This window comes from Massilia hydrophila (genome assembly GCF_020208145.1).
GTDB lineage: Bacteria > Pseudomonadota > Gammaproteobacteria > Burkholderiales > Burkholderiaceae_D > Telluria > Telluria hydrophila.
Map to the genome: position 1 here is coordinate 81,739 of NZ_JAHYBX010000006.1, position 24,586 is coordinate 106,324.

At 66.9% G+C, this 24,586-nt stretch carries 17 protein-coding genes and 3 tRNA genes; 7 read left to right on the forward strand and 13 right to left on the reverse strand.

The window, feature by feature from the left end:
• Positions 1-116 precede the first annotated feature (116 nt).
• Positions 117-1,388, reverse strand: a complete 1,272-nt coding sequence (locus tag LE190_RS15135) for a glycerate kinase type-2 family protein (RefSeq protein ID WP_225239478.1) — start codon at positions 1,386-1,388, stop codon at positions 117-119.
• 186 nt (positions 1,389-1,574) lie between these two features.
• Here LE190_RS15135 and LE190_RS15140 point away from each other — a divergent pair.
• From LE190_RS15140 to LE190_RS15155, 4 genes are all read left to right on the forward strand, one after another.
• Positions 1,575-1,650, forward strand: a tRNA-Val gene (locus LE190_RS15140).
• Between the two features lie 40 nt (positions 1,651-1,690).
• A tRNA-Asp gene (locus LE190_RS15145) sits at positions 1,691-1,767 on the forward strand.
• 80 nt (positions 1,768-1,847) lie between these two features.
• A tRNA-Asp gene (locus LE190_RS15150) sits at positions 1,848-1,924 on the forward strand.
• Between the two features lie 131 nt (positions 1,925-2,055).
• Positions 2,056-3,030 carry an IS1595 family transposase gene (locus LE190_RS15155; protein WP_225239479.1) on the forward strand — a complete coding sequence of 325 codons (975 nt, stop codon included), beginning with the start codon at positions 2,056-2,058 and terminating at the stop codon, positions 3,028-3,030.
• Positions 3,031-3,085: 55 nt separating this feature from the next.
• Here the strand turns inward: LE190_RS15155 and LE190_RS15160 are convergent, their stop codons facing one another.
• Entirely contained in the window at positions 3,086-4,264 is a 1,179-nt protein-coding gene (locus LE190_RS15160) for a GGDEF domain-containing protein (RefSeq protein ID WP_225239480.1), read from the reverse strand.
• A gap of 252 nt (positions 4,265-4,516) precedes the next feature.
• Between LE190_RS15160 and LE190_RS15165 the strand changes: the two genes are divergently transcribed.
• Both LE190_RS15165 and LE190_RS15170 read left to right on the forward strand, forming a co-directional pair.
• Complete coding sequence (locus LE190_RS15165) at positions 4,517-5,002, forward strand: cyclic nucleotide-binding domain-containing protein (protein WP_225239481.1); 486 nt, start codon at positions 4,517-4,519, stop codon at positions 5,000-5,002.
• Positions 4,999-6,162, forward strand: a complete 1,164-nt coding sequence (locus LE190_RS15170) for an AI-2E family transporter (protein WP_225239482.1) — start codon at positions 4,999-5,001, stop codon at positions 6,160-6,162. The genes LE190_RS15165 and LE190_RS15170 overlap by 4 nt, the downstream gene beginning before the upstream one ends.
• A gap of 81 nt (positions 6,163-6,243) precedes the next feature.
• Here LE190_RS15170 and LE190_RS15175 read toward each other — a convergent pair whose 3' ends face one another.
• The 6 genes from LE190_RS15175 to LE190_RS15200 form a co-directional block, all read right to left on the reverse strand.
• Positions 6,244-8,499 carry a YgiQ family radical SAM protein gene (locus LE190_RS15175; protein WP_225239483.1) on the reverse strand — a complete coding sequence of 752 codons (2,256 nt, stop codon included), beginning with the start codon at positions 8,497-8,499 and terminating at the stop codon, positions 6,244-6,246.
• Positions 8,500-8,611: 112 nt separating this feature from the next.
• Positions 8,612-8,908 carry a DUF4404 family protein gene (locus LE190_RS15180; RefSeq protein WP_225239484.1) on the reverse strand — a complete coding sequence of 99 codons (297 nt, stop codon included), beginning with the start codon at positions 8,906-8,908 and terminating at the stop codon, positions 8,612-8,614.
• Between the two features lie 10 nt (positions 8,909-8,918).
• The gene (locus LE190_RS15185; RefSeq protein WP_224947154.1) at positions 8,919-9,131 is read right to left on the reverse strand and encodes a VF530 family protein; all 213 of its coding nucleotides are present in this window, start codon (positions 9,129-9,131) and stop codon (positions 8,919-8,921) included.
• Between the two features lie 123 nt (positions 9,132-9,254).
• The gene (locus LE190_RS15190; protein WP_225239485.1) at positions 9,255-11,384 is read right to left on the reverse strand and encodes a M3 family metallopeptidase; all 2,130 of its coding nucleotides are present in this window, start codon (positions 11,382-11,384) and stop codon (positions 9,255-9,257) included.
• Positions 11,385-11,458: 74 nt separating this feature from the next.
• Positions 11,459-13,582: a M3 family metallopeptidase gene (locus LE190_RS15195; protein ID WP_225239486.1), complete on the reverse strand. Its 2,124-nt coding sequence runs from the start codon at positions 13,580-13,582 to the stop codon at positions 11,459-11,461.
• A gap of 108 nt (positions 13,583-13,690) precedes the next feature.
• The gene (locus tag LE190_RS15200; protein WP_225239487.1) at positions 13,691-15,811 is read right to left on the reverse strand and encodes a M3 family metallopeptidase; all 2,121 of its coding nucleotides are present in this window, start codon (positions 15,809-15,811) and stop codon (positions 13,691-13,693) included.
• Between the two features lie 210 nt (positions 15,812-16,021).
• Between LE190_RS15200 and LE190_RS15205 the strand changes: the two genes are divergently transcribed.
• A complete protein-coding gene (locus LE190_RS15205) occupies positions 16,022-17,323 on the forward strand; it encodes a GMC family oxidoreductase N-terminal domain-containing protein (protein ID WP_225239488.1) in 1,302 nt (433 codons plus the stop codon).
• Here the strand turns inward: LE190_RS15205 and LE190_RS15210 are convergent.
• The 5 genes from LE190_RS15210 to modB all read right to left on the reverse strand — a co-directional run bounded on the left by LE190_RS15210 (position 17,298) and on the right by modB (position 24,584).
• Positions 17,298-17,501: a SlyX family protein gene (locus LE190_RS15210; protein ID WP_224947149.1), complete on the reverse strand. Its 204-nt coding sequence runs from the start codon at positions 17,499-17,501 to the stop codon at positions 17,298-17,300. The genes LE190_RS15205 and LE190_RS15210 overlap by 26 nt on opposite strands.
• Positions 17,502-17,510: 9 nt before the next feature.
• Positions 17,511-20,504, reverse strand: coding sequence for an Ig-like domain-containing protein (locus LE190_RS15215; protein WP_225239489.1), 2,994 nt, complete (start codon positions 20,502-20,504; stop codon positions 17,511-17,513).
• Between the two features lie 155 nt (positions 20,505-20,659).
• A complete protein-coding gene (locus tag LE190_RS15220) occupies positions 20,660-22,720 on the reverse strand; it encodes a UvrD-helicase domain-containing protein (protein WP_225239490.1) in 2,061 nt (686 codons plus the stop codon).
• Positions 22,721-22,830: 110 nt separating this feature from the next.
• Positions 22,831-23,907, reverse strand: a complete 1,077-nt coding sequence (gene modC / locus LE190_RS15225) for a molybdenum ABC transporter ATP-binding protein (protein WP_225239491.1) — start codon at positions 23,905-23,907, stop codon at positions 22,831-22,833.
• Positions 23,904-24,584 (reverse strand): molybdate ABC transporter permease subunit, encoded by a 681-nt coding sequence (gene modB, locus LE190_RS15230; RefSeq protein ID WP_225239492.1) that lies wholly within the window; start codon positions 24,582-24,584, stop codon positions 23,904-23,906. The genes modC and modB overlap by 4 nt, the downstream gene beginning before the upstream one ends.
• Positions 24,585-24,586: the final 2 nt, after the last annotated feature.

Sequence of the window (24,586 nt, forward strand, 5' to 3'; positions counted from 1 at the left end):
GATCTCTCGCAGCCGGCAGCGGGTTGCCGTTATTTCAATCTTGCCGGTTTTTAAGGCGCGTGTTGTTAGTAATGTGCATGTTTCGATGCAAGGCGGGATGCCATGTTGACGGGCATTTACAACACGTCGCCCTCGATGACGATGGCCCGGAAATCGTTGACGTTGGTGCGGGTGGGACCGGTGACGAGCAGCTGGCCGAGCGTACCGAAGAAGCCGTAGCCGTCGTTGTCGCGCAGGCGCGCGCCCGCATCGAGCCCCTGGGCGCGGGCCCGGGCCAGGGTGCCGGGGGCCAGCCAGGCGCCGGCATTGTCCTCGCTGCCGTCGATGCCGTCGGTGTCGGCCGCCAGCGCATGCACGCCGGGCAAACCGTCGAGCGCAAGCCCCAGGGCCAGCAGGAACTCGGCGTTGCGCCCGCCCCTGCCCTGCCCGCGCACGGTGACGCTGGTTTCGCCCCCGGACAGGATCACGCAGGGCGCAGGCAGGGGCTGGCCGTGCTGCACCACCTGGCGCGCAATACTGGCATGCACCAGCGCGACCTCGCGCGCCTCGCCTTCCATGCTGGCGGACAGGATCAGCGGCGCATAGCCGGCCGCGCGCGCGGCATCGGCCGCGGCGTCGAGCGCCCGCTGGGCGGTGACGATGACGTGCACTTCGTTGCGCGCCAGGCGCGCATCGCCCGGCAGCGGCGCCGCCGGCCGCGCATCGAGCAGGACGGCGCGCACGGCATCCGACGCGACGATCCCGTACTTGTCGAGAATCGCGAGCGCATCGCGCCCGGTGCTGCCGTCCGGTACGGTCGGGCCCGAGGCCACCACGGCCGGGTCGTCGCCCGGCACGTCGGACACGACCAGGGTCACGACCCGGGCCGGGTGACAGGCCAGCGCCAGCCGCCCGCCCTTGATGGCGGACAGGTGGCGGCGCACCCGGTTGATCTCGCCGATCGGCGCGCCACAGCGCAGCAGTTCCCGGTGCAGCGCGCGCTTTTCCTCGAAGCCGATGCCCGCCGCGGGCAGCGCCATCAGGGCCGAGCCACCGCCGGAGAGCAGGCACAGTACCAGGTCGTCCGGCCCCAGTCCCGCGGCCGCCTCGAGCATGCGCCGCGCCGCCTGTTCGCTGGCGGTATCCGGCACCGGGTGGCCGGCTTCGATCACCTCGATGTGGCGGGTCGGCGCGCCATGGCCATAGCGCGTGACCACCAGTCCTGCGAGCGGCCCCCGCCAATGGCGTTCGACCGCCTCGGCCATGCGCGCTGCCGCCTTGCCGGCGCCAAGCACCAGCGTGCGCCCTGCCGGAGGCGGTGGCAGGTACGGCGCGATGAGGTGGTAGGGATCGGCGGCGGCCAGCGCGGCCTGGAACAGGCGTAGCAACAGCGGGTGGGCAGTAGGCATGGCGGCTTTCATTCAGGGCGGGCCATGATATTTGCACAAAAGTGCCGGCGCCGTGAAAACCTGCGTTTCCGACAATTTTCTATTTTTTTCGAAAACCCTTGCATACCTTGAATTCCAGCCTCTATAATTCGGGCCTCTTCGGACGCGATGACAAGCGTCGGACAGAAACCTCTGGATAGAGAAGCCGGGCGCTTAGCTCAGTTGGTAGAGCGGATCCCTTACAAGGATTAGGTCGGGAGTTCGAGCCTCTCAGCGCCCACCACGCATTCAGCAGGTTGATCGAAGTACTGATCAGAGTAAACGGAGCGGTAGTTCAGTTGGTTAGAATACCGGCCTGTCACGCCGGGGGTCGCGGGTTCGAGCCCCGTCCGCTCCGCCAGCATCAAGGAAAAGGTCCGATTCGTCGGACCTTTTTTTCGGATCGGCTGCCTTGCAGCCAGGTCCAGGTTCCAGAGTCATGGAGCGGTAGTTCAGTTGGTTAGAATACCGGCCTGTCACGCCGGGGGTCGCGGGTTCGAGCCCCGTCCGCTCCGCCAGCATCAAGGAACAAGGGTCCGAGAAATCGGACCCTTTTTCTTTTGGCGCAGTCAACCGGACCTATGGATGAGGTCTGAACTGCCGAGCAGTTCGGCGGTCGAACCCCTGTCTCCCTCGACAGGAACCGATCATGCGCGCTCCCCGCTTCAGGAAGTGGTTCGCCCAGCTGCCCGCACTGAACGTGCCGCAGCGCCTGCAGACGCTCTCGGCCCTGCATCCGGCTGCCGGACTCGACCGCATCGTCGCCCTCATTGCCCAGTTCAAGGAAGGCAAGCGCCGCTGTCCCGCCTGCGCTTGCGAGCGCTACTACCGGCATGGCCAGGCCAACGGCCTGCAGCGCTACCGCTGCCGTGAGTGCGGCCGCACCTACAACGACCTGAGCGGAACGCCACTGGCGCACCTGCGGCTACGGGAGAAGTGGCTCGACTACCTGAACACGATGCTCGATTCGAAATCGGTGCGCAAAGCGGCCAGGGAGGTCGGCGTACACCGCAACACGGCCTTCCGGTGGCGCCACCGCTTTCTCGACCAGGCCAGGCACGATCGTCCCAAGACCTTGAGCGGCATCGCCGAAGCGGACGAGATGTTCATCCTCGAATCGCAAAAGGGGTCGCGCAAGCTGGACAGGCCGGCGCGCAAGCGCGGTGGTCGGGCACACAAGCGCGGAATTTCAAGCGAGCTCGACTGCATCCTGGTGGCGCGCGACCGTAGCGGACAGACGATCGATGCGGTCGTAGGCCGGGGTCCCTTGAAAGCCGGGCAGCTGGAGCGCCATCTGCTGCCCAAGCTCGACCGGCAGGTGCTGCTGGTGAGCGATTCCCACGCTGCCTACCGCGCGTTCGCCCGCAAGCACCGCATTGCGCATGAGGCGGTCAACCTGCAGGCCGGCATACGGGTCCGTCGCCGAGCTGCCGGCGCCATCCACGTCCAGAACGTCAACGCCTATCACGCGCGCTTGCGGCAGTGGCTCAGCCACTTCCGCGGCGTGGCCTCACGCTACTTGCCCAACTATCTGGGCTGGCGCTGGGCGCTCGAAGGCGAACGCATCACGACTGCAGAACAATTGCTGCGGATCGCGATCGAAGCCATCAACAGAAAACGGTGACAGCGCCTTTCTTTTCGCCCATGCGCTCGAGCGGCAGGGCCGTCCAGCGACGGATTCACGCCCGGCGCTGCTGCGGCATGGCCGCTTCAACCCGGTCCCTCCCTCCGCTCTTGGCCGCATACAGGGCATGGTCCGCCCGTGCCAGCGCCATGCCCAGCGTCTCGTTCGGATCGAGCACCACCACCCCGATACTCACCGTCATCGTGTACGGCGTGCCGCTGGTGATCACGGCCGCCGCGCGCACCGCCTGGCGCAGGCGTTCGGCGGCGGTGAGCGCACCGGCCAGGCCCGTCCCCGGCAGCACCACCGCGAATTCCTCGCCGCCCAGGCGGCCGACGGTTTCATGCGCACGCAGGCTGCCGTGCACGGTACGCGCGAAGACCATCAAGGCCTCGTCGCCGGTCGCATGGCCGAAGCGGTCGTTGATCTGCTTGAAGTGGTCGATGTCCAGCATCGCCAGTGCCAGCGGCTGGCGCTGGCGCAGCGCCGCCTGGCGCGCCTGCTCGGCGCGTTCGAGGAAGGCATGGCGGTTGGGCAGGCCGGTCAGGCTGTCGGTGGTGGCCAGGCGCGCCATCTCGGCATCGTCGCGCTCCTTGCACAGCAGGAGGAAGCCGAATCCGTTCACGATCATCAGGAGATAGCCGGCCAGGTAGGCCGCCTCCTGGGCGGCGCGCGGCTCCAGCGGAAGTCCGGCCCGCAGGCCGCTGGCCGCCCATAGCGCCACCGCGACCGCGAACACGGCGTCGTTCACGCCGATGATGCGCTGCAGGAGCGAGGCCCGGCGGCGCGGACGCAGCAGGATCCAGGCCATCGCCGCAGCGAACAGGGCCACGCAGCCGGCCACCAGCGTGGTGAGGTACTCCACCGAGGCCCCGGCGCTGCCGGCCGCCAGCACGATCGCCAGCGCCAGCGCGGATACCGGCAGCAGGATGCGCCGCCAGCGCGCGAAGCCGAAGAAGATGCAATAGGCCGCCACTTCCAGCGACACCGCCAGTACCCAGGCGGCGCCTTCCACCCCATGCAGGGCCGGCAGATCCAGCATGGGACGGCACCAGCCAAGCAGCTGGCACAGGCCGATGCCGAGCCGGGCCCACATCCACAGGCGCAGGCCGGGGCTGGCCGCCGCGCCGCGCATGTATCCCGCCATCAGCACGGCAAACGCGATATTGCCAACACCCAGTGCCAGCACGAAAGATGAAATGTCGATCACGGCATGTTCCCAGGGATGCCCCATCTGTGCTTCAGGCTCACGATAGCGCTTTCATCATATATGTTGCCCTAGAGAACTATATTACATGTTTTCATTGGGAGGGCTTGCACAATTGAACAGCTTCGACGAGACATTCTCTCCAGCGCAACAGTTTCTATGCGCTACACATGGTGACCATTCACCGACAGCTTTCTGGTGCACTCAGGCATCGAATCGCGGATAATCATCTGGCAACATACCTGCACCACCGTACTTACCGCCCTATTCGGAGCAATCGTGATTTTCGGTTTCCTCAAGCCGCCCAAGATGTCGCCGCGCCTGCACCGCCTGAAGAATTCTTCCCTGTTTTCGACCTTGACACCCCTGGAGCTGGAAATCGTCGACGGCCTGCTGCACGAACGCCGCTATCTCACCGATGAGATCGTGTTCGACGAAGGCGAGGAAGGCCAGGCGCTATACCTGATCATGAGCGGGAGGGTGGTCATCACCAAGCAGCAGGGGGATAGCAAGCAGGTAGTGGCCGAGCTGGCGCCCGGCAGCTTCTTCGGCGACCTGGCCCTGCTCGACAACTCGCCGCGCAACGCCCAGGCGCGCGCCCTCGAGCCCTGCGAGATGGCGGTGTTCTTCCGCGCCGACTTCCTCGGCCTGCTGGAAACCGACGCCGTGATCGGCTACAAGATCTCGCTCGCGCTGGCGCGCCACATCGGCCTGCGCCTGCGCGAATGGATGGGCAGCGGCCGGCCCCAGCTGGAAGCGCTGTGAACGGCGGCGGGCGCGCCGGGCCGGTGGTCTGGACCGGCATCATCGCCGCCACCTGCGTGCTGCTGCTGGTGGTGCAGCAGGTGCTGTGGCTGGCCCTGCCCTTCATCTTCGGCACCGTGCTGCACTACATCCTGGTCGGCCCGATGCAGCGCCTGGTGCGCGCCGGCCATGGGCGCAACAGCGCCGCGCTGATGGTGTGCCTGCTGTTCCTGGCCCTGTCCGCGCTGGCGCTGGCGGCGGCCCTGAACTGGAGCCGCGGACCGGAAGAAGCGACCTGGGAAAAGACGCTCGGTCTCTACCTCGACGGCGGTCTCGCTTTCGTCCACAACAGCACGGCCCTGCTCGAACAACGCTTTCCCATGCTGGCGGAAATGCGCCTGACGGCCACCGTGAACGGCCTGCTGCGCGCCCATACCGAGCATTTCGCCGAGAAGCACCTGGGCACGATCCTGATGGGGCTGGCAACCTGGATCCCGTCGCTGCTGCTGGCGCCCTTCCTCAGTTTCTTCTTCCTGCGCGACGGCCTGCGCTTCAAGAAGTTCCTGGCGCGCGCGGTGCCGAACGCCTATTTCGAGCGCGCACTCTACCTGCTGCATGAAGTCGACCAGACCGCGCGCCGCTACTTCGAAGGCCTGCTCAGGCTGACCGTGCTCGACGCGGCAGTGCTGGCGCTGGGCCTGTGGACGATCGGGGTGTCCTCGCCCCTGCTGCTGGGACTGTTCTGCGCGGTACTGGCCTGGGTGCCCATCGTCGGCTCGATCGCCGGCTGCCTGCTGGTGGTGATCGTGGCCTCGACCGACGCTCCCGCCAACCCCTTCATCGCCTACGGCGCGATCGGCGTGTTCGTGCTGGTGCGCCTGCTGGACGACTTCGTGTTCCTGCCGCTGACCCTGGGGCGCAGCATCCGCGTGCATCCCCTGGTGACGGTCCTGATGATCTTCGTGGGCGGCGCGCTGGCCGGGGTGGTGGGACTGATGCTGGTGCTGCCGCTGCTGGGCGTGGTGATGGTGGTCGGCGAAACCCTGGGCCGCCTGATGACCAACCCGCGGCTGCGCGCGCGCCACCGCCATGCGCGCGCACTGCGGGCGCGCCAGGCGGCGGTGGACCTCGACATCGGGCGCGAGCGGCGCGGGGCCGCTAGCCCAGAAGCGGGGTTGTAGGGTGGGCAGGTTTCCTGCCCACGCGTTCAACTCCCGTATGAACAGCTGCTGCCGCGTTCACGCACGCACAAGCCGCCTACCCTAGCGCTTGGGCTTCGACTTGATGGTTGCCAGGATCGACGGTTTGGCCTTGCCCGGCGGCGGCGCGAACGGCGCGTTCGCCGGCTTGCGCTCGCCACGTTCGCCGGCGCGCGCGGCGCGCTTGGGCGCCACCTCGATCGTGCGCCCTTTCGGCACGCCGCCCGGCACGCGGCGGTCTTCGCGCACCATCGTGGCGCCTTCGTCGGACGCCGGCACCAGGTGGCGCTCGCCGTTGCCGATCAGGTCGGCCCGGCCCATGCGGCGCAGCCCTTCGCGGATCACGCCCCAGTTCTCCGGATCGTAATAGCGCAGGAAGGCCTTGTGCAGCTTGCGCGTCTTGCCGCTCTTGGCGGTCTCGACGACTTCCGAGTCTTCCGTCACCTTCGCCAGCGGGTTCTTGCCCGAGTGGTACATGGTGGTCGCCATCGCCATCGGCGTGGGCGTGAAGGTCTGCACCTGGTCGAGTTTGAAATTGTTCTTCTTCAGCCACAGGGCCAGGTTCAGCATGTCCTCGTCGGTCGAACCCGGGTGCGCCGCGATGAAGTATGGAATCAGGTACTGTTTCTTGCCCGCCTCGATCGAATACTTGTCGAACAGGCGCTTGAACTCGTCGTAGGCGCCGATGCCAGGCTTCATCATCTTCGACAGCGTGCCCTGCTCGGTGTGCTCCGGCGCGATTTTCAGGAGCCCGCCCACGTGGTGGGTCACCAGTTCCTTCACGTACTCGGGCGAGCGCACGGCCAGGTCGTAGCGCAGGCCGGAGCCGATCAGGATCTTCTTGATGCCGGGGATCGCGCGCGCCTTGCGGTACAGCGAGATCAGCTTGCTGTGGTCGGTGCCCAGGTTGCTGCAGATGGTCGGGTACACGCAGGACAGGCGGCGGCAGGATTGCTCGATGTTCTTGTCCTTGCAGGCCAGCCGGTACATGTTCGCGGTCGGGCCGCCCAGGTCGGTGATGGTGCCTGCAAAGTTCTTGGTCGTATCGCGGATCAGTTCGATCTCGCGCAGGATCGACGGCTCCGAGCGGCTCTGGATGATGCGGCCTTCGTGCTCGGTGATCGAGCAGAAGGTGCAGCCGCCGAAGCAGCCGCGCATGATGTTCACCGAATAGCGGATCATCTCCCAGGCCGGGATGTGGGCCTTGCCATAGCTCGGGTGCGGCGCGCGCGCATACGGCAGGTCGTACACGTTATCCATCTCGTCCATCGCGAGCGGCAGCGGCGGGGCATTCAGCCACACGTCGCGGTCGCCGTGCTGCTGGACGAGGGCGCGCGCATTGCCCGGGTTCGACTCGAGGTGGAACACGCGCGAGGCGTGCGCGTACATCACCGGATCGGTACTGACGGTCTCGAACGAAGGCAGGCGCACCACGGTCTTGCGCGCCTTTTCACGGGCGGCGGCCTGGCGCTCCTCGCGCGTCATGATCACCACCGGCTTCACTTCCGGCTCCGGCTGCGCATTCTCGGTGGCGCAAGCCTTGGTGTCTTCCTGCGCCATCGCATACGGATTCGGGTGCGCGTCGATACGTCCCGGCACGTCCACCCGGGTCGAGTTGTGCACGCTCCACTCCTCGTCCGGCATCCAGCCGTGCGGCACCAGGAAGGCGGTGCCGCGCAGGTCGCGGATGTTCCGGATGTTCTCGCCCGCGGCGATGCGGCGCGTCACGTCCACCAGCGCGCGTTCGGCATTGCCGAAGATGAGGAGGTCGGCCTTCGACTCGAACAGCACCGAGCGGCGTACCTTGTCCGACCAGTAGTCGTAGTGGGCGATGCGGCGCAGCGAGGCCTCGATGCTGCCGGCAATCACCGGCACACCCGGGAAGGCTTCGCGGGCGCGCTGGCAGTACACGGTGACGGCGCGGTCCGGACGCTTGTTCGGCTCGGCGTTCGGGGTGTAGGCGTCGTCGGAACGGATCTTGCGGTCGGCCGTGTAGCGGTTGACCATCGAGTCCATGTTGCCGGCGGTGATGCCCCAGTACAGGTTCGGCTTGCCGAGCGCGCGGAAGGGCTCGACCGAGGTCCAGTCCGGCTGGCTGATGATGCCGACGCGGTAGCCCTGCGCTTCCAGCAGGCGGCCGACCAGCGCCATCCCGAAGCTCGGGTGGTCGATGTAGGCGTCGCCGGTGATCAGGATGATGTCGCACGAATCCCACCCGAGCTTGTCCATTTCGGCACGGGACATCGGGAGGAAGGGCGCGGTGGGAGCGCGGCTGGAGCGCTTCGGGACGCTCGCGAAAAGGTTCAGGGGGGCGTTCATTGGCCGGTATTGTACCGGAAAACCCTATTCCGGTCGTCTCACCGACCGGAAAATGGCTTAGTTATCAATGACTTGTGGCATTATCACCGCCCCGTGCCGCGCGCGATAGCGGCTAGATGCCCATGTTCGACAAGATATTGCCGAGTTCACGCAGGCCGCTCGAGACACCGGGATGGCGCACCGTGAAGCGCGCCGCCAGCTCCTGGGTGCGTGTTCCCAGGCCAAAGGTATTGTCATCAAGCTGTTGCTCGGCCCGGCGTGCAAGGGCCCGGTCGATGTCGCCGTCGAGCTGGCGCAACAGGGTTTCCAGCTCCGGATCGACGTCCTTGGTTTCCTGCAATTGGCGATGCAAGGCCTTCAGGCGCGCCTTCAGGCTGGCATCGTGCTCGCTCTGCTTGTCACTCAGCATGTCGTTCTCGCTAGTTGGTGAAACGGGTATCGAGATACAGCTTCTCGACCTGTTCGCGCGCCCACGGCGTACGGCGCAGGAATTTCAGGCTCGACTTGATGCTCGGATCGTTCCGGAAGCAGTTGATGTCGACCCTGCGGCCGAGCCCTTCCCAGCCGTAATGCGCGACGAGGCGGGTTAACAGGGATTCTAAGGTAATACCGTGAAGGGACTGAACACTCATCGCTTGCTGACCGTGAAGATAATTGTGCCGTGCAAAAAAAAGGGAACGACGCCATGGCACCGTCCCCCGATTCTACGTGAAGCCCGCCGGCCGCAGCGGCCGGCCTCGCGTGGCCGCCGGCGCTTATTCCCCGGTCAGGCCGCGGCGCTCCAGCAGCGGCCGGACTTGCGCATCGCGCCCGCTGAAGTTGCGGTACATCTGCATCGCGTCCAGCGTGCCGCCGCGCGACAGCAGGGTCTTGCGGAAGTGGTCGCCGTTCTTGCGGGTCAGGCCGCCATTCTCCTTGAACCAGTTGACGGTGTCCGCGTCCAGCTTCTCGGCCCACAGGTAGCCGTAGTAGCCGGCCGCATAGCCCCCCGCGAAGGTGTGCGAGAAGTAGGTGGTGCGGTAGCGCGGCGGCACCATGCCGAAGTCGACGCCGGCTTTTTTCAGCGCCGCGGCCTCGAAGGCCAGCACGTCCGTCGGGATCTGGTCCGGCGCCAGCTGGTGCCAGGCCTGGTCCAGCAGCGCGGCCGCCAGGTACTCGGTGGTGCGGAAGCCTTCGTTGAACTGCTGCGACGCCTGCACCTTGTCCAGCAGCGCCCTTGGCATCGGCTCGCCGGTCTGGTAGTGGCGGGCGTAGTTGGCCAGCACTTCCGGCCAGGTCATCCACATCTCGTTCACCTGCGACGGGAATTCGACATAGTCGCGCGGCACGCGCGAGCCCGAGAAGCGCGGATACTTCACATCCGAGAACATGCCGTGCAGCGCGTGGCCGAACTCGTGGAAGGTGGTGCGCACCTCGTCGTAGGTGAGCAGGGTCGGCTCTCCCGCGGCCGGCTTGGCGATGTTCAGGTTATTGGCAATGACCGGTTTGGTGCCCATCAGCTTAGCTTGAGCGACCCAGGCATTGGCCCAGGCGCCGCCGCGCTTGGTGGCGCGCGCGTAGGGGTCGAGGGTGAAGATCGCGAGCTGCTTGCCGTCGTGGTCGAACACGTCGAACACGCGCACGTCCGGATCGTAGGTCGGCAGGTCCTTGCGTTCCTTGAAGCTGATGCCGAATTCCTTGTTGGCGGCGAAGAACACACCGTCCTGCAGCACGCGGTTCAGTTCGAAATAGGGCTTGAGCTGGTTGGCATCGAAAGCGTACTTGGCGGCGCGCACCTTGTCGCTGTAGAAGCCCCAGTCCTGCGGGCCGGCCTGGAAGCCGCCCTTCTCGGCGTCGATCGCCTTCTGGATCTCGGCCGCTTCCTTCCTCGCGTTGTTCACGGCCGGCCTGGCGAATTCGGCCAGCAGCCCGTTGACGGCGCCGGTTGTCTTCGCGGTCTGGTCTTCCAGGTTGTAGGCGGCGTGGTTCGGGTAGCCCAGCAGTACGGCGCGCTCGGCGCGCAGTCTGGCCAGCTTCAGCACGACCTCGCGGTTGTCGAACTCGCCGCCGCGCGAGCCGCGCGCCAGCGAGGCTGCCAGCAGCTTTTCACGGGTGGCGCGGTTGGTCAGCACCGACAGGCCTGCCTGCTGGGTGGTGTTCACGACCGGGATCACGAACTTGCCGTCCAGGCCGCGCTTCCTGGCCTCGAGCGCGGCGGCGTCGATCTGCTTGTCGCTCATGCCGGCCAGCTCGGCGCGGGTGTCCACCACCAGGGCCGAGGCATTGGCTTCCTTGAGCACGTTCTGCGCGAACTGGGTCGACAGCGCGGCCAGCTGGCCGTTCATTTCCTTCAGCTTCTGCTTGTCGGCGTCATTCAGCCTGGCGCCGGCGCGCACGAAATCGGTATGGTAGCGCTCGATCAGGTACTGCGATTCGGCGTCCAGGCCCAGCTTAACGCGCCTGTCATACAGCGACTTGATGCGCGCGTACAGTGCCGGATTCAGGCGGATCGCGTCGTTGTGGGCCGACAGCTTCGGCGCCAGGTCCCTGGCCAGGGCGATCAGGGTGTCGTTGGTGTAGGAGCCGGTCAGGGTGCCGAAGGCGGTGCTGACGCGGTTCATCAGCTGGCCCGAACGCTCCATCGCCACGATGGTGTTTTCAAACGTCGGCGCCGCCTTGTTATTGGCGATCGCCTCGATCTCGAGCGCTTCCTGGCGCATTGCTTCGGCGAAGGCCGGCGCGAAGTGCTCGTTACGGATCTTGTCCCAGGCCGGATACTGCAGCGGCAAGGTGCTCGGCCTGGCGAACGGGTTCGAGGCCTCGAGCATCGATGCCGGGGCAGCGACGGCGGCCATGCTGGCGACGGCGCTGGCGGCAGCGACCAGCAGGATGTGTGGACGGATCATGGTGTCCCCTTGTTATGGTTGTCGAAAAAAGCTGAATGAACAACAAGCCGGCGCGTGCGCCGGCTTGCCTGGGTTTAGTTCAGGCCGCGGCGTTCCAGCAGCGGCTCGATGACCGGGTCGCGGCCGCGGAAATCGCGGTACATCTGCACCGCGTCCATGGTGCCGCCCTTGGACAGCACCATCTGGCGGAAGCGCTCGCCGTTCTTGCGCTGCAGGCCGCCGTTTTCCTTGAACCATTCGCCGGCGTCGGCATCCAGGCGCTCGGCCCACAGGTAGCTGTAGTAGCCGGCCGAATAACCGCCCGAGAAGGCGTGCGAGAAGTAGGTCGAGCTGTAGCGTGGCGGGACCGGCGCGAAGTCCAGGCCCGCTTCCTTCAGCGCCTGTTCCTCGAACGACTTCACGTTGCCCGGGATCGCCTTCGAACCCAGCTGGTGCCAGCGCTGGTCGAGCACGGCGGCGGCCAGGTACTCGGTCGTGCGGTAGCCTTCATTGAATTTCTGCGAGGCGCGCAGCTTGTCCAGCAGTTCTTTCGGCATCGGTGCGCCGGTCTGGTAATGCTTGGCATAATTGGAGAGCACCTCCGGCCAGGCCATCCACATCTCGTAGACCTGCGACGGCAGCTCGACGTAGTCGCGCGGCACGCTGGTGCCCGAGAAGCGCGGGTACTTCACCTTCGAGAACCAGCCGTGGGTACCGTGGCCGAATTCGTGGAAGGTGGTACGTACTTCGTCCCAGGTGAGCAGGGTCGGCTCGCCCGGCGCCGGCTTGGCCAGGTTCAGGTTGTTGGTGATGACCGGCTTGTTGCCCAGCAGGGTGCTCTGGCTGACCAGGGCGCCCATCCAGGCCCCGCCGCGCTTGTTCGGACGCGCATACGGGTCGAGCACGAAGATCGCCAGGTGCGCGCCGTTCTCTTCGAACACGTCGTACACGCGCACGTCGGCGTCGTAGGTCGGCAGGTCCTTGCGCTGCTTGAACGTGATGCCCCACAGCTTGTTGGCGGCGAAGAAGGCGCCATCGTTCAGCACGCGGTCGAGTTCGAAGTAAGGCTTGAGCTGGTTGACGTCAAAAGCGTACTTGGCGGCGCGCACCTTGTCGCTGTAGTAGTTCCAGTCATGGGCGGCGACCTTGAAGCCACCCTGGTTTGGGCCAGCTTCGGCATCGATCATTTGCTGGATCTCGGCGGCTTCCTTCCTGGCGTTGCGCACGGCAGGCACGGCCAGCTCGGACAGCAGCTTGTTGACGGCGGTCGTGTCCTTGGCGGTCTGGTCTTCCAGCGAGTAGGCGGCGTGGCTGCCGTAGCCCAGCAATTCGGCGCGCTCGGCGCGCAGCCTGGCCAGCTGCAGCACGATGTCGCGGTTGTCGAACTCGCCGCCGCGCGAGCCGCGCACCGTCGAGATCGACAGCAGCTTCTCGCGGGTGCCGCGCACGGTCAGCTGCGACAGCGGGCCCTGCTGGGTCGTGTTCACGACCGGGATCACGAACTTGCCGTCCAGGCCGCGCTTCCTGGCTTCGGCGCTGGCTGCCACGATCGCGCTCTCCGGCAGGCCGGCCAGCTCTTCGCGGGTGTCCACCACGAAGGCCGAGGCATTCACTTCCTTCAGTACGTTCTGGCTGAACTGGGTCTGCAGGGCGGCCAGCTTGCTGTTGTACTCGCGCAGTTTCTGCTTGTCGGCGCTGGAGAGCTTGGCGCCGGCGCGCACGAAGTCCTTGTGGTAGCGCTCGATCAGGTAGGTCGACTCGGCGTCCAGGCCCAGCCTGTCGCGCTTGGCGTACAGGGCCTGGATGCGCTGGAACAGCTTCGGGTTCAGGCGGATCGCGTCGCCGTGGGCGGCCAGCTTCGGCGCCAGCTCCTTGTCCAGGGCCTGCAGGCTGTCGTTGGTGTAGGAACCGACCAGGGTGCCGAACACGGTGGACACGCGGTTCAGCAGCCGGCCCGAACGCTCCATCGCGACGATGGTGTTCTCGAAGGTCGGCGCCGCCTTGTTGTTGGCGATCGCTTCGACTTCAGCAGCCTGTTCGCGCATGCCGGCCTCGAAGGCCGGCGCGAAGTGTTCGTTCCTGATCTTGTCGAAGGCCGGGTAGCCGTACTGGAGGGTGCTCGGCTTGGCGAATGGGTTGGCGGCGTCGAGCGGCGCGGCATGGGCCAGGTTGGCCATGGCGACGCTGGCTGCGATCAGGAGCATACGGGGACGGTTCATGGTGTCTCGGGTATTGATTGAACTACGTTGAAACATGCCTGCCGGGCGCCGCCGGGCTGGTGGCCCGGCGGCGCCTGCATGGCGCGAAAAAGTGGGGTGCCGGCTGGCTCAGTTGCCGCTCAGGCCGCGGCGTTCGAGCAGCGGTTCGATGACCGGATCGCGGCCGCGGAAGTTGCGGAACAGCTGCATCGCATCGGCGCTGCCGCCACGCGACAGCAGGGTCTTGCGGAAGTGGTCGCCGTTCTTGCGGCTCAAGCCGCCGCTTTCGGTGAACCACTGGACCGTGTCGGCGTCGAGCTTCTCGCTCCACAGGTAGGCGTAGTAGCCGGCCGAGTAGCCGCCGTTCATCGAGTGCGAGAAATAGGTCGTGCGGTAGCGCGGCGGCACCGGCGCGTAGTCGACCCCCGCATCCTTCAGCGCCTTGGCCTCGAAGGCCAGCACGTCAGACGGGATCTGGTCGGGCGTCAGCTGGTGCCAGCGCTGGTCGAGCAGAGACGCGGCCAGGTATTCGGTGGTGAGATAGCCCTGGTTGAACTTCTTGGAGGCGACCACCTTGTCCAGCAGTGCCTTCGGCATCGGCGCGCCGGTCTGGTGGTGCTTCGCGTAGTTGGCCAGCACCTCGGGCCAGATCGCCCACATCTCGTTGACCTGGGACGGATACTCGACGAAGTCGCGCGGCACATTGGTGCCCGAGAAGTGCGGGTACTTCACGTTCGAGAACATGCCGTGCAGTGCGTGGCCGAACTCATGGAAGGCGGTGCGCACCTCGTCGTAGGTCAGCAGGGTCGGCTGGCCCTTGGGCGGCCTGGGGATGTTCAGGTGGTTGCCGACCACCGGCTTGCGGCCCAGCAGGGTTGATTGCGATACGTACTCGTTCATCCACGCGCCGCCCTGCTTGTTGCCGCGCGCGTAAGGGTCGAAGATGAAGATCGCCAGCTGTTTGCCATCGTGGTCGAACACGTCGAAGGTGCGCACGTCCGGGTCGTACACCGGCAGGTCCTTGCGCTCCTTGAAGGTGATGCCGTACTCGCGGGTGGCGGCAAAGAACACGCCGTCCACCAGCACACGGTTCAGCTCGAAATACGGGCGCAACTGGTTCTCGTCGAAGTTGTACTTTGCAGCACGCACCTTGTCCTGGTAGATCGGCCAATCCCAGGAGGCGAGCTGGAAGCCGCCCTTCTCGCGGTCGATCAGCTGCTGGATCTCGGCGCCTTCCTTGCGCGCGTTGTTCACCGCCGGCCGGGCCAGTTCGGCCAGCAGGCGGTTCACCGCGGCCGGGTTCTTGGCCGTCTCCAGCTCCTGCGAGTAGGCGGCATAGTTCGGGTAGCCCAGCAGGGCGGCGCGTTCGGCGCGCAGGCGCACCAGCTTGAGCACCAGCTCGCGCGCATCATATTCGCCGCCGCGGCTGCCGCGATTCAGCGAAGCTGCCATCAGGCGCTCGCGGGTCTTGCGGTCGGTAAGGCTGGACAGGGCCGGCTGGCTGCTGGTGTTGACGATCGCGATCGCGTACTTGCCCTTCAGGCCGCGCTTGTCCGCTTCCGCCGCGGCGGCCGCGATCTCGGCTTCCGACAGGCCGGCCAGCTCGGCGCGGGTGTCGACCACCAGCGCCGAGGCATTCGCTTCCTTCAGCACGCGCTGCGAGAAGTCGGACTGCAGCGAGGCGATGTCGGCGTTGTACTTCTTCAGCTTGTCCTTGTCGGCGGCCGACAGCCTGGCGCCGGCGCGCACGAATTCCTTGTACACGCGCTCGAGCAGGTGCTGCGATTCGGCGTCGAGCTTGAGGCTGGCGCGCTTGTCGTGCAGGGCTTGCACGCGCTTGAACAGCGCCGGGTTCAGGTAGATCGCATCGTTGTGGGCCGCCAGCTTTGGCGACATCTCGCGGTCCACCGCATCGAGCACCTCATTGGTGTTGGCGGTCTGCAGGTTCGAGAACACGGCGCTCACGCGCGCCAGCAGCTGGCCGCTGCGCTCCATGGCGACAATGGTGTTGTCGAAGGTGGGCGCCCTGGGATTGGCCGCGATCGCGTCGATCTCGCGCAACTGGTCGGCCATGCCGGCCGCGTAGGCCGGCAGGAAGTGCTCGTTCCTGATCTTGTCGAAGGCCGGGTAGTTCAGCGGCAGGCTGCTGGGCCGGGCGAACGGGTTGGCGGCGTCGAGCGCAGGTGCCGCCACGGCAGCGTGGGCGAACGCGAGGCTGGCGGCAAGGATGAGCAGTTGAGGGCGGTTCATGCGATCTTTCACAGTCTCTTGGAGGGAGCTGCCGGGCATGCTCGACAGCCTCTGCGCGACGATCATAGCAGGCTTGTATGCACCAAGTCACATGAAAAACGATATGTATCGGCCATGTTTCAGGCATGTATCCGCATGTATCAGCGGGCGCCGGTCGCGCGTGCTAGCATCGGCGCTCAACCCCGCCCTCATGCACGGATTCCTGCTCCCATGAAGCTGTCCTATGACGCGATCGTCGTCGGTACCGGCCCCGGCGGCGCCAGCAGCGCGCGCACGCTGGCGCGCGCCGGCGCCCGCGTGCTGGTCCTCGAACAGGGCAGCGCGGCGCCGCTGGCCGGCACCCTGGGCCAGATGGCCGGCATGGCCCTGCCCGGCCGCGGCGCCTGGCTGCACCGCGACGCCTCGCTGCTGGTGGCCGGCGCCACCCTGGGCGGCAGCTCGGCGCTGAACTTCGCCACCGCCGCCGACCCGCCCCCCGCGATGTTCGCGGCGCACGGCATCGACCTGGCGCCGCACCTGGCCGCGCTGCGCGCCGAACTGCCGCTCGCTCCCCTGCCCGACAGCCTGGTCGGCCCGATGGCCGCCCGCATCATGGCGGCGGCGCGCGCCGCTGGCTTTGCCTGGAACAAGCTGGACAAGATGATCCGCCCCGAGGCCTGCCGTAGCGGCTGCTGGCGCTGCGTGTACGGCTGCCCCTTCGGCGCGAAGTGGAGCGCGCGCGACTTCGTCGACGAAGCATGCCGCCAGGGCGCCGCACTGCGCGACCGCAGCCGGGTGCGACGCGTGCTGCTGGAAGGCGGCCGCGCGGTCGGGGTCGAATATGTGCAGGCTGGCGCCACGCAGGTGGCGCACGCGCCGCTGGTGGTGCTGGCCGGCGGCGGCATCGGCAGCCCGCGCCTGCTGCATGCCTCCGGCCTGGGGCCGCGCCACGCGTCCTTCTTCAGCGACCCGGTGGTGGCGGTGATGGGCGGCGTGGACGACCTGGACGGCGGGGCCGAGGTGCCGATGGCGGCCGGCGCCAGCTTCCCGGAGCGGGGCATCGCCCTGGCCGACCTCACGCTGCCGGCGCCGATGTACGCGGCCTTCGCGCTGCAGGCGGGCCGCATCGGCCGGCTGGGGGCGCATCGGCATACGCTGAGCGTGATGGTGAAGATCCGCGACGAGATCGGCGGCAGCATCGGGCCACGCTGGGTCGACAAGCGCCTCACGCCGGGCGACCGGGCGCGCCTGGCGGAAGGCATCGGGATGGCGCGCGCGATCCTGCGCCAGGCTGGCGCGCGGCGGGTGTTCGCCACCCACCACTTCGCGGCCCATCCGGGCGGCAGCGTGCCGATCGGCGGACAGCTCGACGGGAAAACAGGCGTGGACAGCGAGCTGCGCGCCGTCCACGGCCTGTACGTGTGCGATGCGTCGGTGATTCCCCAGCCCTGGGGCCTGCCGCCGACCCTGACCCTGCTGGCCCTGGGACGGCGGCTGGGAGAGCGCCTCAGTAGTGGGGCGGCTTTTCGTTGACCGGTCCCCCGCGGGTCGACTGCAGGGTACGGATGTGGTCCGCCAGCGCGGCGACCATCGCTTCGAGCTGGTCGATGCGGCGGCCCTGGCGGTAGATGGTCTGGTTCAGAGTCTCGACCAGGTCTTCCTGGTGCGCGAGCTTGATCTCGATATCGACGAAACGGTCTTCCTGGCTCATAGGGGCTCCTTAGCCGAGGGGAAACTCGATGCCGTTGTTGATCACGCCGATCACCTGCGCCTGGTTCTCCACGCTCTCCGAGAAGAAGGCCAGCACTTCGGCGCGCGAGACCAGTTCCAGCCCCTTGACCCAGTAGTCGAAGCCCGCGCCTTCGGCCGGACGGTGCAGCACGTGGGCATACAGCTTGGTGACGAAATACGCGTCCGACGGATCGCTCGCATACAGCTCGCGCGCTTCGCGGTCGGCCAGGAACATGGCGGAGATGTCGTTCAGCGAGTACTTGCCGCTGTCGAGCGCCTTGATCCAGAACGCCAGGCCGCCCTTGTCCGGCTCGCGGTCGAAGGCGGCGCGATAGAGGCGGTACACCTCGCCGGCGGCGCCGTCGATGTCCAGCGCCACCATGGTGTCGCCGAACTGGATGCGCTCGACGTTGACCAGGTTGTCGCTGCCCAGCGCGCCGCTCTTGTCGGTGACGGTCACGCCGTACACGCCGCGCTCGATCGTGAAGTTGCCGCGCAGGCCGGCGTAGGACACCGTATCCAGGCCATCCATGCCGTCGATCGCGTTGTTGCCGGCGCCCGGCGTGAAACGGTCGTTGCCGTTGTTGCCGGCCAGGTTCAGCGCGCTGTTGATGTTGAAATTCAGGCGGTTGTCGGCGCTGGTGGCATTGTCGGCACGGTCGATCGAGACCGCCGCCACTTCGTAGCTGCCATTGGGCAGTGCGGCCGAATCGAGCTTCCAGCTGCCGTTGCTGTTGACTTCCGTGCGGCCGATCACGGTGGCGTCCTTGATGCGCACGATCTCGATGGTGGTGCCGGCTTCGCCGGTGCCGCTGAACACCGGCTGGTTGCCGCCCCCCTGCAGCGCCAGCACCGAGGTCGGCTTGACCGGCGCGGTCGCATCCACATGGAAGCTCACGGTGCCGCTCGACACCGAGACGTTGCCGGCGGCATCGGTGGCGGTGGCGCGCAGCGTGTAGTTCAGTCCATCGGCGAAGGCGCTGGTAACGACCGTCCACAGGCCGCTGTCATCGGCCCGGGTCTCGGCCACCAGCACGTTGCCCGCATACACGCGCACCAGCGAACCGGCTTCGGCTTCGCCGGTCACCAGCGGCTTGTTGCCGGCCGTGTAGCCGGCGGCATTCTTCGATACCGCTAGGGTCGGGGCGGCGGGCGCCGTCGCTTCCACATGGAAGCTGGCAAGGGCGCTCGACACCGACACGTTGCCGGCGGCATCAGTGGCGGTAGCGCGCAGCGTGTGGTTCAGGCCATCGGCCAGGACGCTGGTGGCAACCGTCCACGCGCCAGTCGCGCCGGCGCGGGTTTCGGCCACCAGCTGGTTGCCCTCGTACACTTGGACCAGCGCGCCCGCTTCGGCCTGGCCGCTCACCTGCGCCTGGTTGCCGGCGATGTAGCCGCCGGCGTTCTTGGCCACCACCAGGGTCGGCTTGGCCGGCGCGGTCGCGTCCACATGGAAGCTCACGGGAGCGCTGGACACCGACACGTTGCCGGCGGCGTCGGTCGCGGTGGCGCGCACCGCGTAATTCAGGCCATCGGCAAACGCGCTGGTGGTCACTAGCCACTTGCCGCTCGCGTCGGCGCGGGTTTGCGCCACCTCCTGGTCGCCCGCATACACGCTCACCAGCGCGCCGGCTTCTGCCTGGCCGCTGACCTGCGGCTGGTTGCCGGCGGCGTAGCCGGCGCTATTCTTGGCCACCGCCAGGGTCGGCACCAGCGGCGCGGTCGCATCGACATGGAAGCTCACGGTACCGCTCGAGGACGACACGTTGCCGGCGGCATCGGTCGCGGTGGCGCGCACCGCGTAGTTCATGCCATCGGCGAAGGCATTCGGGACCGCGCTCCAGCTGCCGTTGGCAGCGGCCTGGGTCTCGGCCACCAGCAGGTCGCCCGCATACACGCGCACCAGGGCGCCCGCTTCGGCCTGGCCGCTGAACGCGGGACGGTTGCCGGCGGCATAACCGGCGGCATTGGTCGGCACCGACAGCGTGGGCGCCGGCGGCGGGGTGGTATCGCCGCCTCCCGGCGTGCCCATCAGCTGAGAGCGTCCGACCATGATGTCGCTGAAGGCGAACTGCTCGACGTTGGCGATGGTCACCGTACCGCGCGTCGCGTGGGCCGCGACCACGCTGCCGTTGGCGCCATTGCTGATGGTGTATTCGCTGCGCAGGCCGCCCAGCACGACCGTGTCGTTGCCGGCGCCGCCATCGATGGCGTCGTTCCCGCCGCCGCTCACCAGGACGTCGTCGCCAGCCGTGCCGTTGATCGCTTCGGCGTGGGCCGAGCCGCTGATGTAGCGTCCGCCGCCGGTCGAATTGATGCCGAGGGCGCCGCGCAGGCCGTCGCGTCCGTACAGCCAGTCGAAGGCCGCGATGTCGTACGGGCTGTAGCTGCTGTGCGGGCCGCCAACGTCGTTGTAGGACATCAGGGTGTAGTTGGTGTTGTCTTCCGCCCCCGGCAGGGTGATGCCCTCGAACGAATGCTTCAGGCCCATCGCATGCCCCAGCTCGTGGAGCAGGGTCTGGTAGCCGGAGCCGCCCGGATCGAGGTCGCGGTTCTGGGCGCGCCACTCGACGTTGTCGAGGTAGACGTAGGCGTTGGCGGTGTACTCGACCAGCGTATTGTCCGAGGCATAGCTGTAGCTGCTCTGCCAGCTGCACAGGCCGGTCGTATTGCTGCCGTCGAGATTCAGGTTTGCCAGGTGGATCTGGGCATTGCTGCCGATCGCGGTCTCGACGAATTGGATGCCGGTGATGCGCTGCAGGTAGGCGAACGCGGTATACGTTGCATTCTGCTGGGCCAGGGTAAAGGCTTCGTGGCCGCTCACGCCGCTCTCGTTACCGCTCGATATCGAGAACGTGTAGTAGATCGTGTTCGGTGCAGGCAGCCCGGTGACGAAGTTCCAGTCGGGGCCGACATCCAGCAATGCGTCAATATGGTTCAGCCCGGAGACGGGCGTAATGGTCAGGTCGGAAACGGTTGCCATGCGTGAGGTAGGAGGAAGTGGGCGCGGCGCCGAAGGATGGGCTCGCTTTCCTCAAAGTATTTCTTGTCGACCAGTTGAAGTCAATGGCTGTTTTTCAATCGTGCGCAAGCCTTGGCAGCTCGCCAAGGCTTCCACGCAACGGATTGTCCAAAGACTTACACCTTTGGCATCGCCAGCAACGCCTTCAGGCTGGCCAGGCGTTCTTTCGGCGTCAATACTTCGGTTTCCTTCGGTGGCGCGTCGCCCACGTCGAGCGCCATCTCCTTGATGAAGCGCGAGGGCTCGCAATGCACCAGTTCGCCCGCGCGCTTGCGCTTCTTGCACCAGCTCAGGCGCAGGGTGCGCTGGGCGCGCGTGATGCCCACGTACATCAGGCGCCGTTCTTCCTGGATGCGCGCGGCCATCACCTCCACCGGCGCATCCGGGTCACCCTTGTGCGGCAGGATGCCCTCTTCCACGCCCACCAGGAACACGTGCGGATATTCCAGGCCTTTCGAGGCGTGCAGGGTCGACATGCGCACCGCGTCCTGTTCCTCGTCCGCGCCTTCCAGCATCGACATCAGGGCCACCATCTGGGTCAGCTCGAGCAGGTTTTTCTCTTCTCCATCCCGGTCGCGCCCGCCGCGGCCGCGCTCCTTCAGCCAGTTGGTGAATTCCAGTACGTTCTGCCACTTGGCCTGGGCCGCGCGGTCGTCGAAGCTCTCGTACAGGTAGTGCTCGTAGTTCATCTCCTTCATCATGTCGTCCAGCACCTCGGCCGCGTTGTCGCCGCTGCCCGATGGGCCCGGACGGGTGGCGCGGTCTTCCAGCTCCAGCAGGAAGCGGCAGAAGTCGCGCAGCGGCGCCAGCTGGCGCTCGGCCAACTTGGCTTCCAGCCCGCCCTTGCGCGCGGCCTCGAACAGCGAGCAGTTCCACTGCTTCGAGAATTCGCCCAGGGTTTCCAGCGTGGCCATGCCGACCCCGCGCTTCGGGGTCGTGACGGCGCGAATAAAAGCCGGGTCGTCGTCCTGGTTCGCAATCAGGCGCAGGTAAGCGATGATGTCCTTGATCTCGGCCTTGTCGAAAAAGCTCTGCCCTCCCGACATCGTGTACGGGATGCGCTCCTTGCGCAGGGCCTGCTCGATGATGCGCGCCTGGTGGTTGCCGCGGTACAGGATGGCGTAGTCGGTCCACTTGTTCTTGCGCTGGAAGTGGTCGGCCGAGATCATGATGGCCACCTGCTCGGCTTCCTGCTCGTCGCTCTGCATGCCCAGCACCTCGATCGGCTCGCCCAGGCCATGCTCGGACCAGAGCGACTTCTCGAACAGTTTCGGATTGTTGCCGATGACGGCGTTGGCCGCCTGCAGGATGCGGGTGGTGGAGCGGTAGTTCTGTTCCAGCTTGATGACACGCAGGTCGGGGAAGTCGGTCTGCAGCGTCTTGAGGTTCTCGACCGAAGCGCCGCGCCAGGCGTAGATCGCCTGGTCATCGTCGCCCACGGCGGTGAACATCGGCTTCTTGCCCAGGCCCGTCACCAGCAGTTTCACCAGCTCGTACTGGCAGGTATTGGTGTCCTGGTATTCGTCCATGAGCAGGTAGCGCAGGCGGCGCTGCCAGCGGTCACGGATCGATTCGTTATTGCGGAACAGCTCCACCGGCAGGCGGATCAGGTCGTCGAAGTCGACCGCCTGGTAGGCCTGCAGGGTGGCCAGGTAGCTGCGGTAGACGCGCGCCGACATGGCTTCGTCCTCGTCTTTCGCCTCGCGGATCGCATCTTCTGGGTCGACCAGGCCATTCTTCCACAGCGAGATCGCATTCTGGATGCGGCGGATTTCCTGTTTATCGGTGGTGAGCGCCAGGTCGGACACGACGGTGTAGCAGTCGTCGCTGTCCATGATCGAAAACTTGTCTTTCAGGCCGACGCCGGCCGCTTCCTGGCGCAGGATCTTCACACCCAGCGAGTGGAAGGTGGAGACGGTCAGCTGCTTGGCCTGCTTGGGCTGCTTGAGCAGCTTGGCGATGCGCTCCTGCATCTCGAGCGCCGCCTTGTTGGTGAAGGTGAGCGCCGCGATCGTGCGCGGATCGTAGCCGCGGTCTTCGATCATGTAGGCGATCTTTTGCGTAATGACGCGCGTCTTGCCCGAGCCGGCGCCGGCCAGCACCAGGCAAGGGCCGTCGAGATAGAGCACGGCTTCGCTCTGCGGCCCGTTGAGGCCGAATTTGGGTGCGTTGGACATGGGAAGATTTCTGCGGAATGGCCGGGTATTGTACGGCTGAGTTGGACGTCGCGCCAAAAACCGGCGTCCCGATTTTTCCGTCTTGGCCGGTTTGCAACAGGCGGGTAGCGTTAAGTGAGCAGCGCCACTGCCTTGACCTGGGCCCAGGCCTGCAGGCCCGGGCGGACGTCGAGCTCGCGCCGCGAGCGCTCCGAAATCCGCGCCAGCAGCGTGGCTTCGCCCACCCGCATCTGCACCAGCACATGGCCGGGCGTGTCGGTGGCGGCGCAGGCCGTGACCAGGGCCGGCAGCAGGTTCAGGACGCTGCTGCGGTGGGGCCGCTCGAGCGCCAGGCTGACGTCGCGCGCATGGATGCGGCAGCGCAGGCGGCTGCCCAGCGCTTCGCGGCGCCGGCCCACGAACAGCGAACCGCCCGGGAACTGCAAGCAGGACAGGTTGTCGGCTTCGTGCGAGGCCAGCACCGTATCGAGCACCACGCCGGGATCGTCGGCAAACGCGGCTGGCAGGTCGGTGCGCGCCAGGACCTCCTTCAGCGGACCGCTCGCCACCACCCGGCCGGCGTCCAGCAGCACCAGGTGGTCGGCCAGGCGCGCCACTTCGTCCGGCGCATGGCTCACGTACACGATCGGGATCGACAGCTCGTCGTGCATGCGCTCCAGATAGGGCAGGATCTCCTGCCGGCGCGGCAGGTCGAGCGCGGCCAGCGGCTCGTCCATCAGCAGCAGGCGCGGCGAGGACAGCAGGGCGCGCGCGATCGCCACCCGCTGGCGCTCGCCGCCGGACAGGTTGTGCGGACGGCGCTCGAGCAGCGCGCCGATGCCCAGCATCTCGGCCACCGGCCCGAGAGCGAACTGGCGTTCGCCGGCGGCCACCCGTTTCATCCCGAAGGCCAGGTTGCCGCGCACGCTCAGGTGGGGAAACAGGCTCGCTTCCTGGAACACGTAGCCGAGGGCGCGCCGGTGGGTCGGCACGAACACGCCGCGCGCCTCGTCCTGCCAGACCTCCTCGCCCAGCGCCACCAGCGCGCCCGGCGCGCGTTCCAGGCCGGCGATGGCACGCAGGCAGGTGGTCTTGCCCGAGCCCGAATGTCCGAACAGGGCCGAGACGCCGCGCGCGGGCAGGTGCAGGTCGGCGTCCAGCACGAAGCCGCCGCGGTCGATGCGGATGCGGGCGCGGATGCCGCTCACCGCCTGCCCCTGTTCAGCGCGGGCGGGTTGAAGGTGTACAGCGCCAGCAGCACCAGGAAGCTGAACACCAGCATGCCGGCGGCCAGCCAGTGCGCCTGCGCATATTCCATCGCCTCGACGTGGTCGTACATCTGCACCGAGACCATGCGGGTCTTGTCCGGAATGTTCCCGCCGATCATGAGCACCACGCCGAACTCGCCGACCGTATGCGCGAAGCCGAGGATGGCGCCGGACAGGAAGCCGGGCCGCGCCAGCGGCACCGCCACCGACCAGAAACTGTCCCAGGGACTGGCGCGCAGGGTTGCCGCAGCCTCCAGCGGCCGCGCGCCGATGGCCTCGAACGCGTTCTGCAGCGGCTGGACCACGAAAGGCATCGAATACAGGATCGAGCCCACCACCAGCCCCGGGAAGGTAAAGGGCAGCGTGCCCAGGCCGAGCGCCGTGGTGGCACGTCCCACCGGACCTTCCGGCCCCATCGCCACCAGCAGGTAAAAGCCGAGCACGGTGGGCGGCAGCACCAGCGGCAGGGCCACGACCGCGCCCACCACGCCCTTCAGGCGCGAGCGGGTGCGCGCCAGCCACCAGGCGAGCGGCGTGCCGAGCACCAGCAGCAGCGCGGTCACGACACTGGCCAGCTTGAGGGTCAGCCAGACGGCTGCGAAGTCGCTGCTTGCCATCC

What these genes read in the sequence shown, in the direction of transcription:
- LE190_RS15155 (WP_225239479.1), top strand. Translation starts at nt 2,056, where the DNA reads ATGCGCGCTCCCCGCTTCAGGAAGTGGTTCGCCCAGCTGCCCGCACTG.
- LE190_RS15200 (WP_225239487.1), bottom strand. Translation starts at nt 15,811, where the DNA reads ATGAACCGCCCTCAACTGCTCATCCTTGCCGCCAGCCTCGCGTTCGCC.
- LE190_RS15220 (WP_225239490.1), bottom strand. Translation starts at nt 22,720, where the DNA reads ATGTCCAACGCACCCAAATTCGGCCTCAACGGGCCGCAGAGCGAAGCC.
- LE190_RS15205 (WP_225239488.1), top strand. Translation starts at nt 16,022, where the DNA reads ATGAAGCTGTCCTATGACGCGATCGTCGTCGGTACCGGCCCCGGCGGC.
- LE190_RS15190 (WP_225239485.1), bottom strand. Translation starts at nt 11,384, where the DNA reads ATGATCCGTCCACACATCCTGCTGGTCGCTGCCGCCAGCGCCGTCGCC.
- LE190_RS15215 (WP_225239489.1), bottom strand. Translation starts at nt 20,504, where the DNA reads ATGGCAACCGTTTCCGACCTGACCATTACGCCCGTCTCCGGGCTGAAC.
- LE190_RS15210 (WP_224947149.1), bottom strand. Translation starts at nt 17,501, where the DNA reads ATGAGCCAGGAAGACCGTTTCGTCGATATCGAGATCAAGCTCGCGCAC.
- LE190_RS15175 (WP_225239483.1), bottom strand. Translation starts at nt 8,499, where the DNA reads ATGAACGCCCCCCTGAACCTTTTCGCGAGCGTCCCGAAGCGCTCCAGC.
- LE190_RS15185 (WP_224947154.1), bottom strand. Translation starts at nt 9,131, where the DNA reads ATGAGTGTTCAGTCCCTTCACGGTATTACCTTAGAATCCCTGTTAACC.
- LE190_RS15160 (WP_225239480.1), bottom strand. Translation starts at nt 4,264, where the DNA reads ATGGGGCATCCCTGGGAACATGCCGTGATCGACATTTCATCTTTCGTG.
- LE190_RS15135 (WP_225239478.1), bottom strand. Translation starts at nt 1,388, where the DNA reads ATGCCTACTGCCCACCCGCTGTTGCTACGCCTGTTCCAGGCCGCGCTG.
- LE190_RS15180 (WP_225239484.1), bottom strand. Translation starts at nt 8,908, where the DNA reads ATGCTGAGTGACAAGCAGAGCGAGCACGATGCCAGCCTGAAGGCGCGC.
- LE190_RS15195 (WP_225239486.1), bottom strand. Translation starts at nt 13,582, where the DNA reads ATGAACCGTCCCCGTATGCTCCTGATCGCAGCCAGCGTCGCCATGGCC.
- modB (WP_225239492.1), bottom strand. Translation starts at nt 24,584, where the DNA reads ATGGCAAGCAGCGACTTCGCAGCCGTCTGGCTGACCCTCAAGCTGGCC.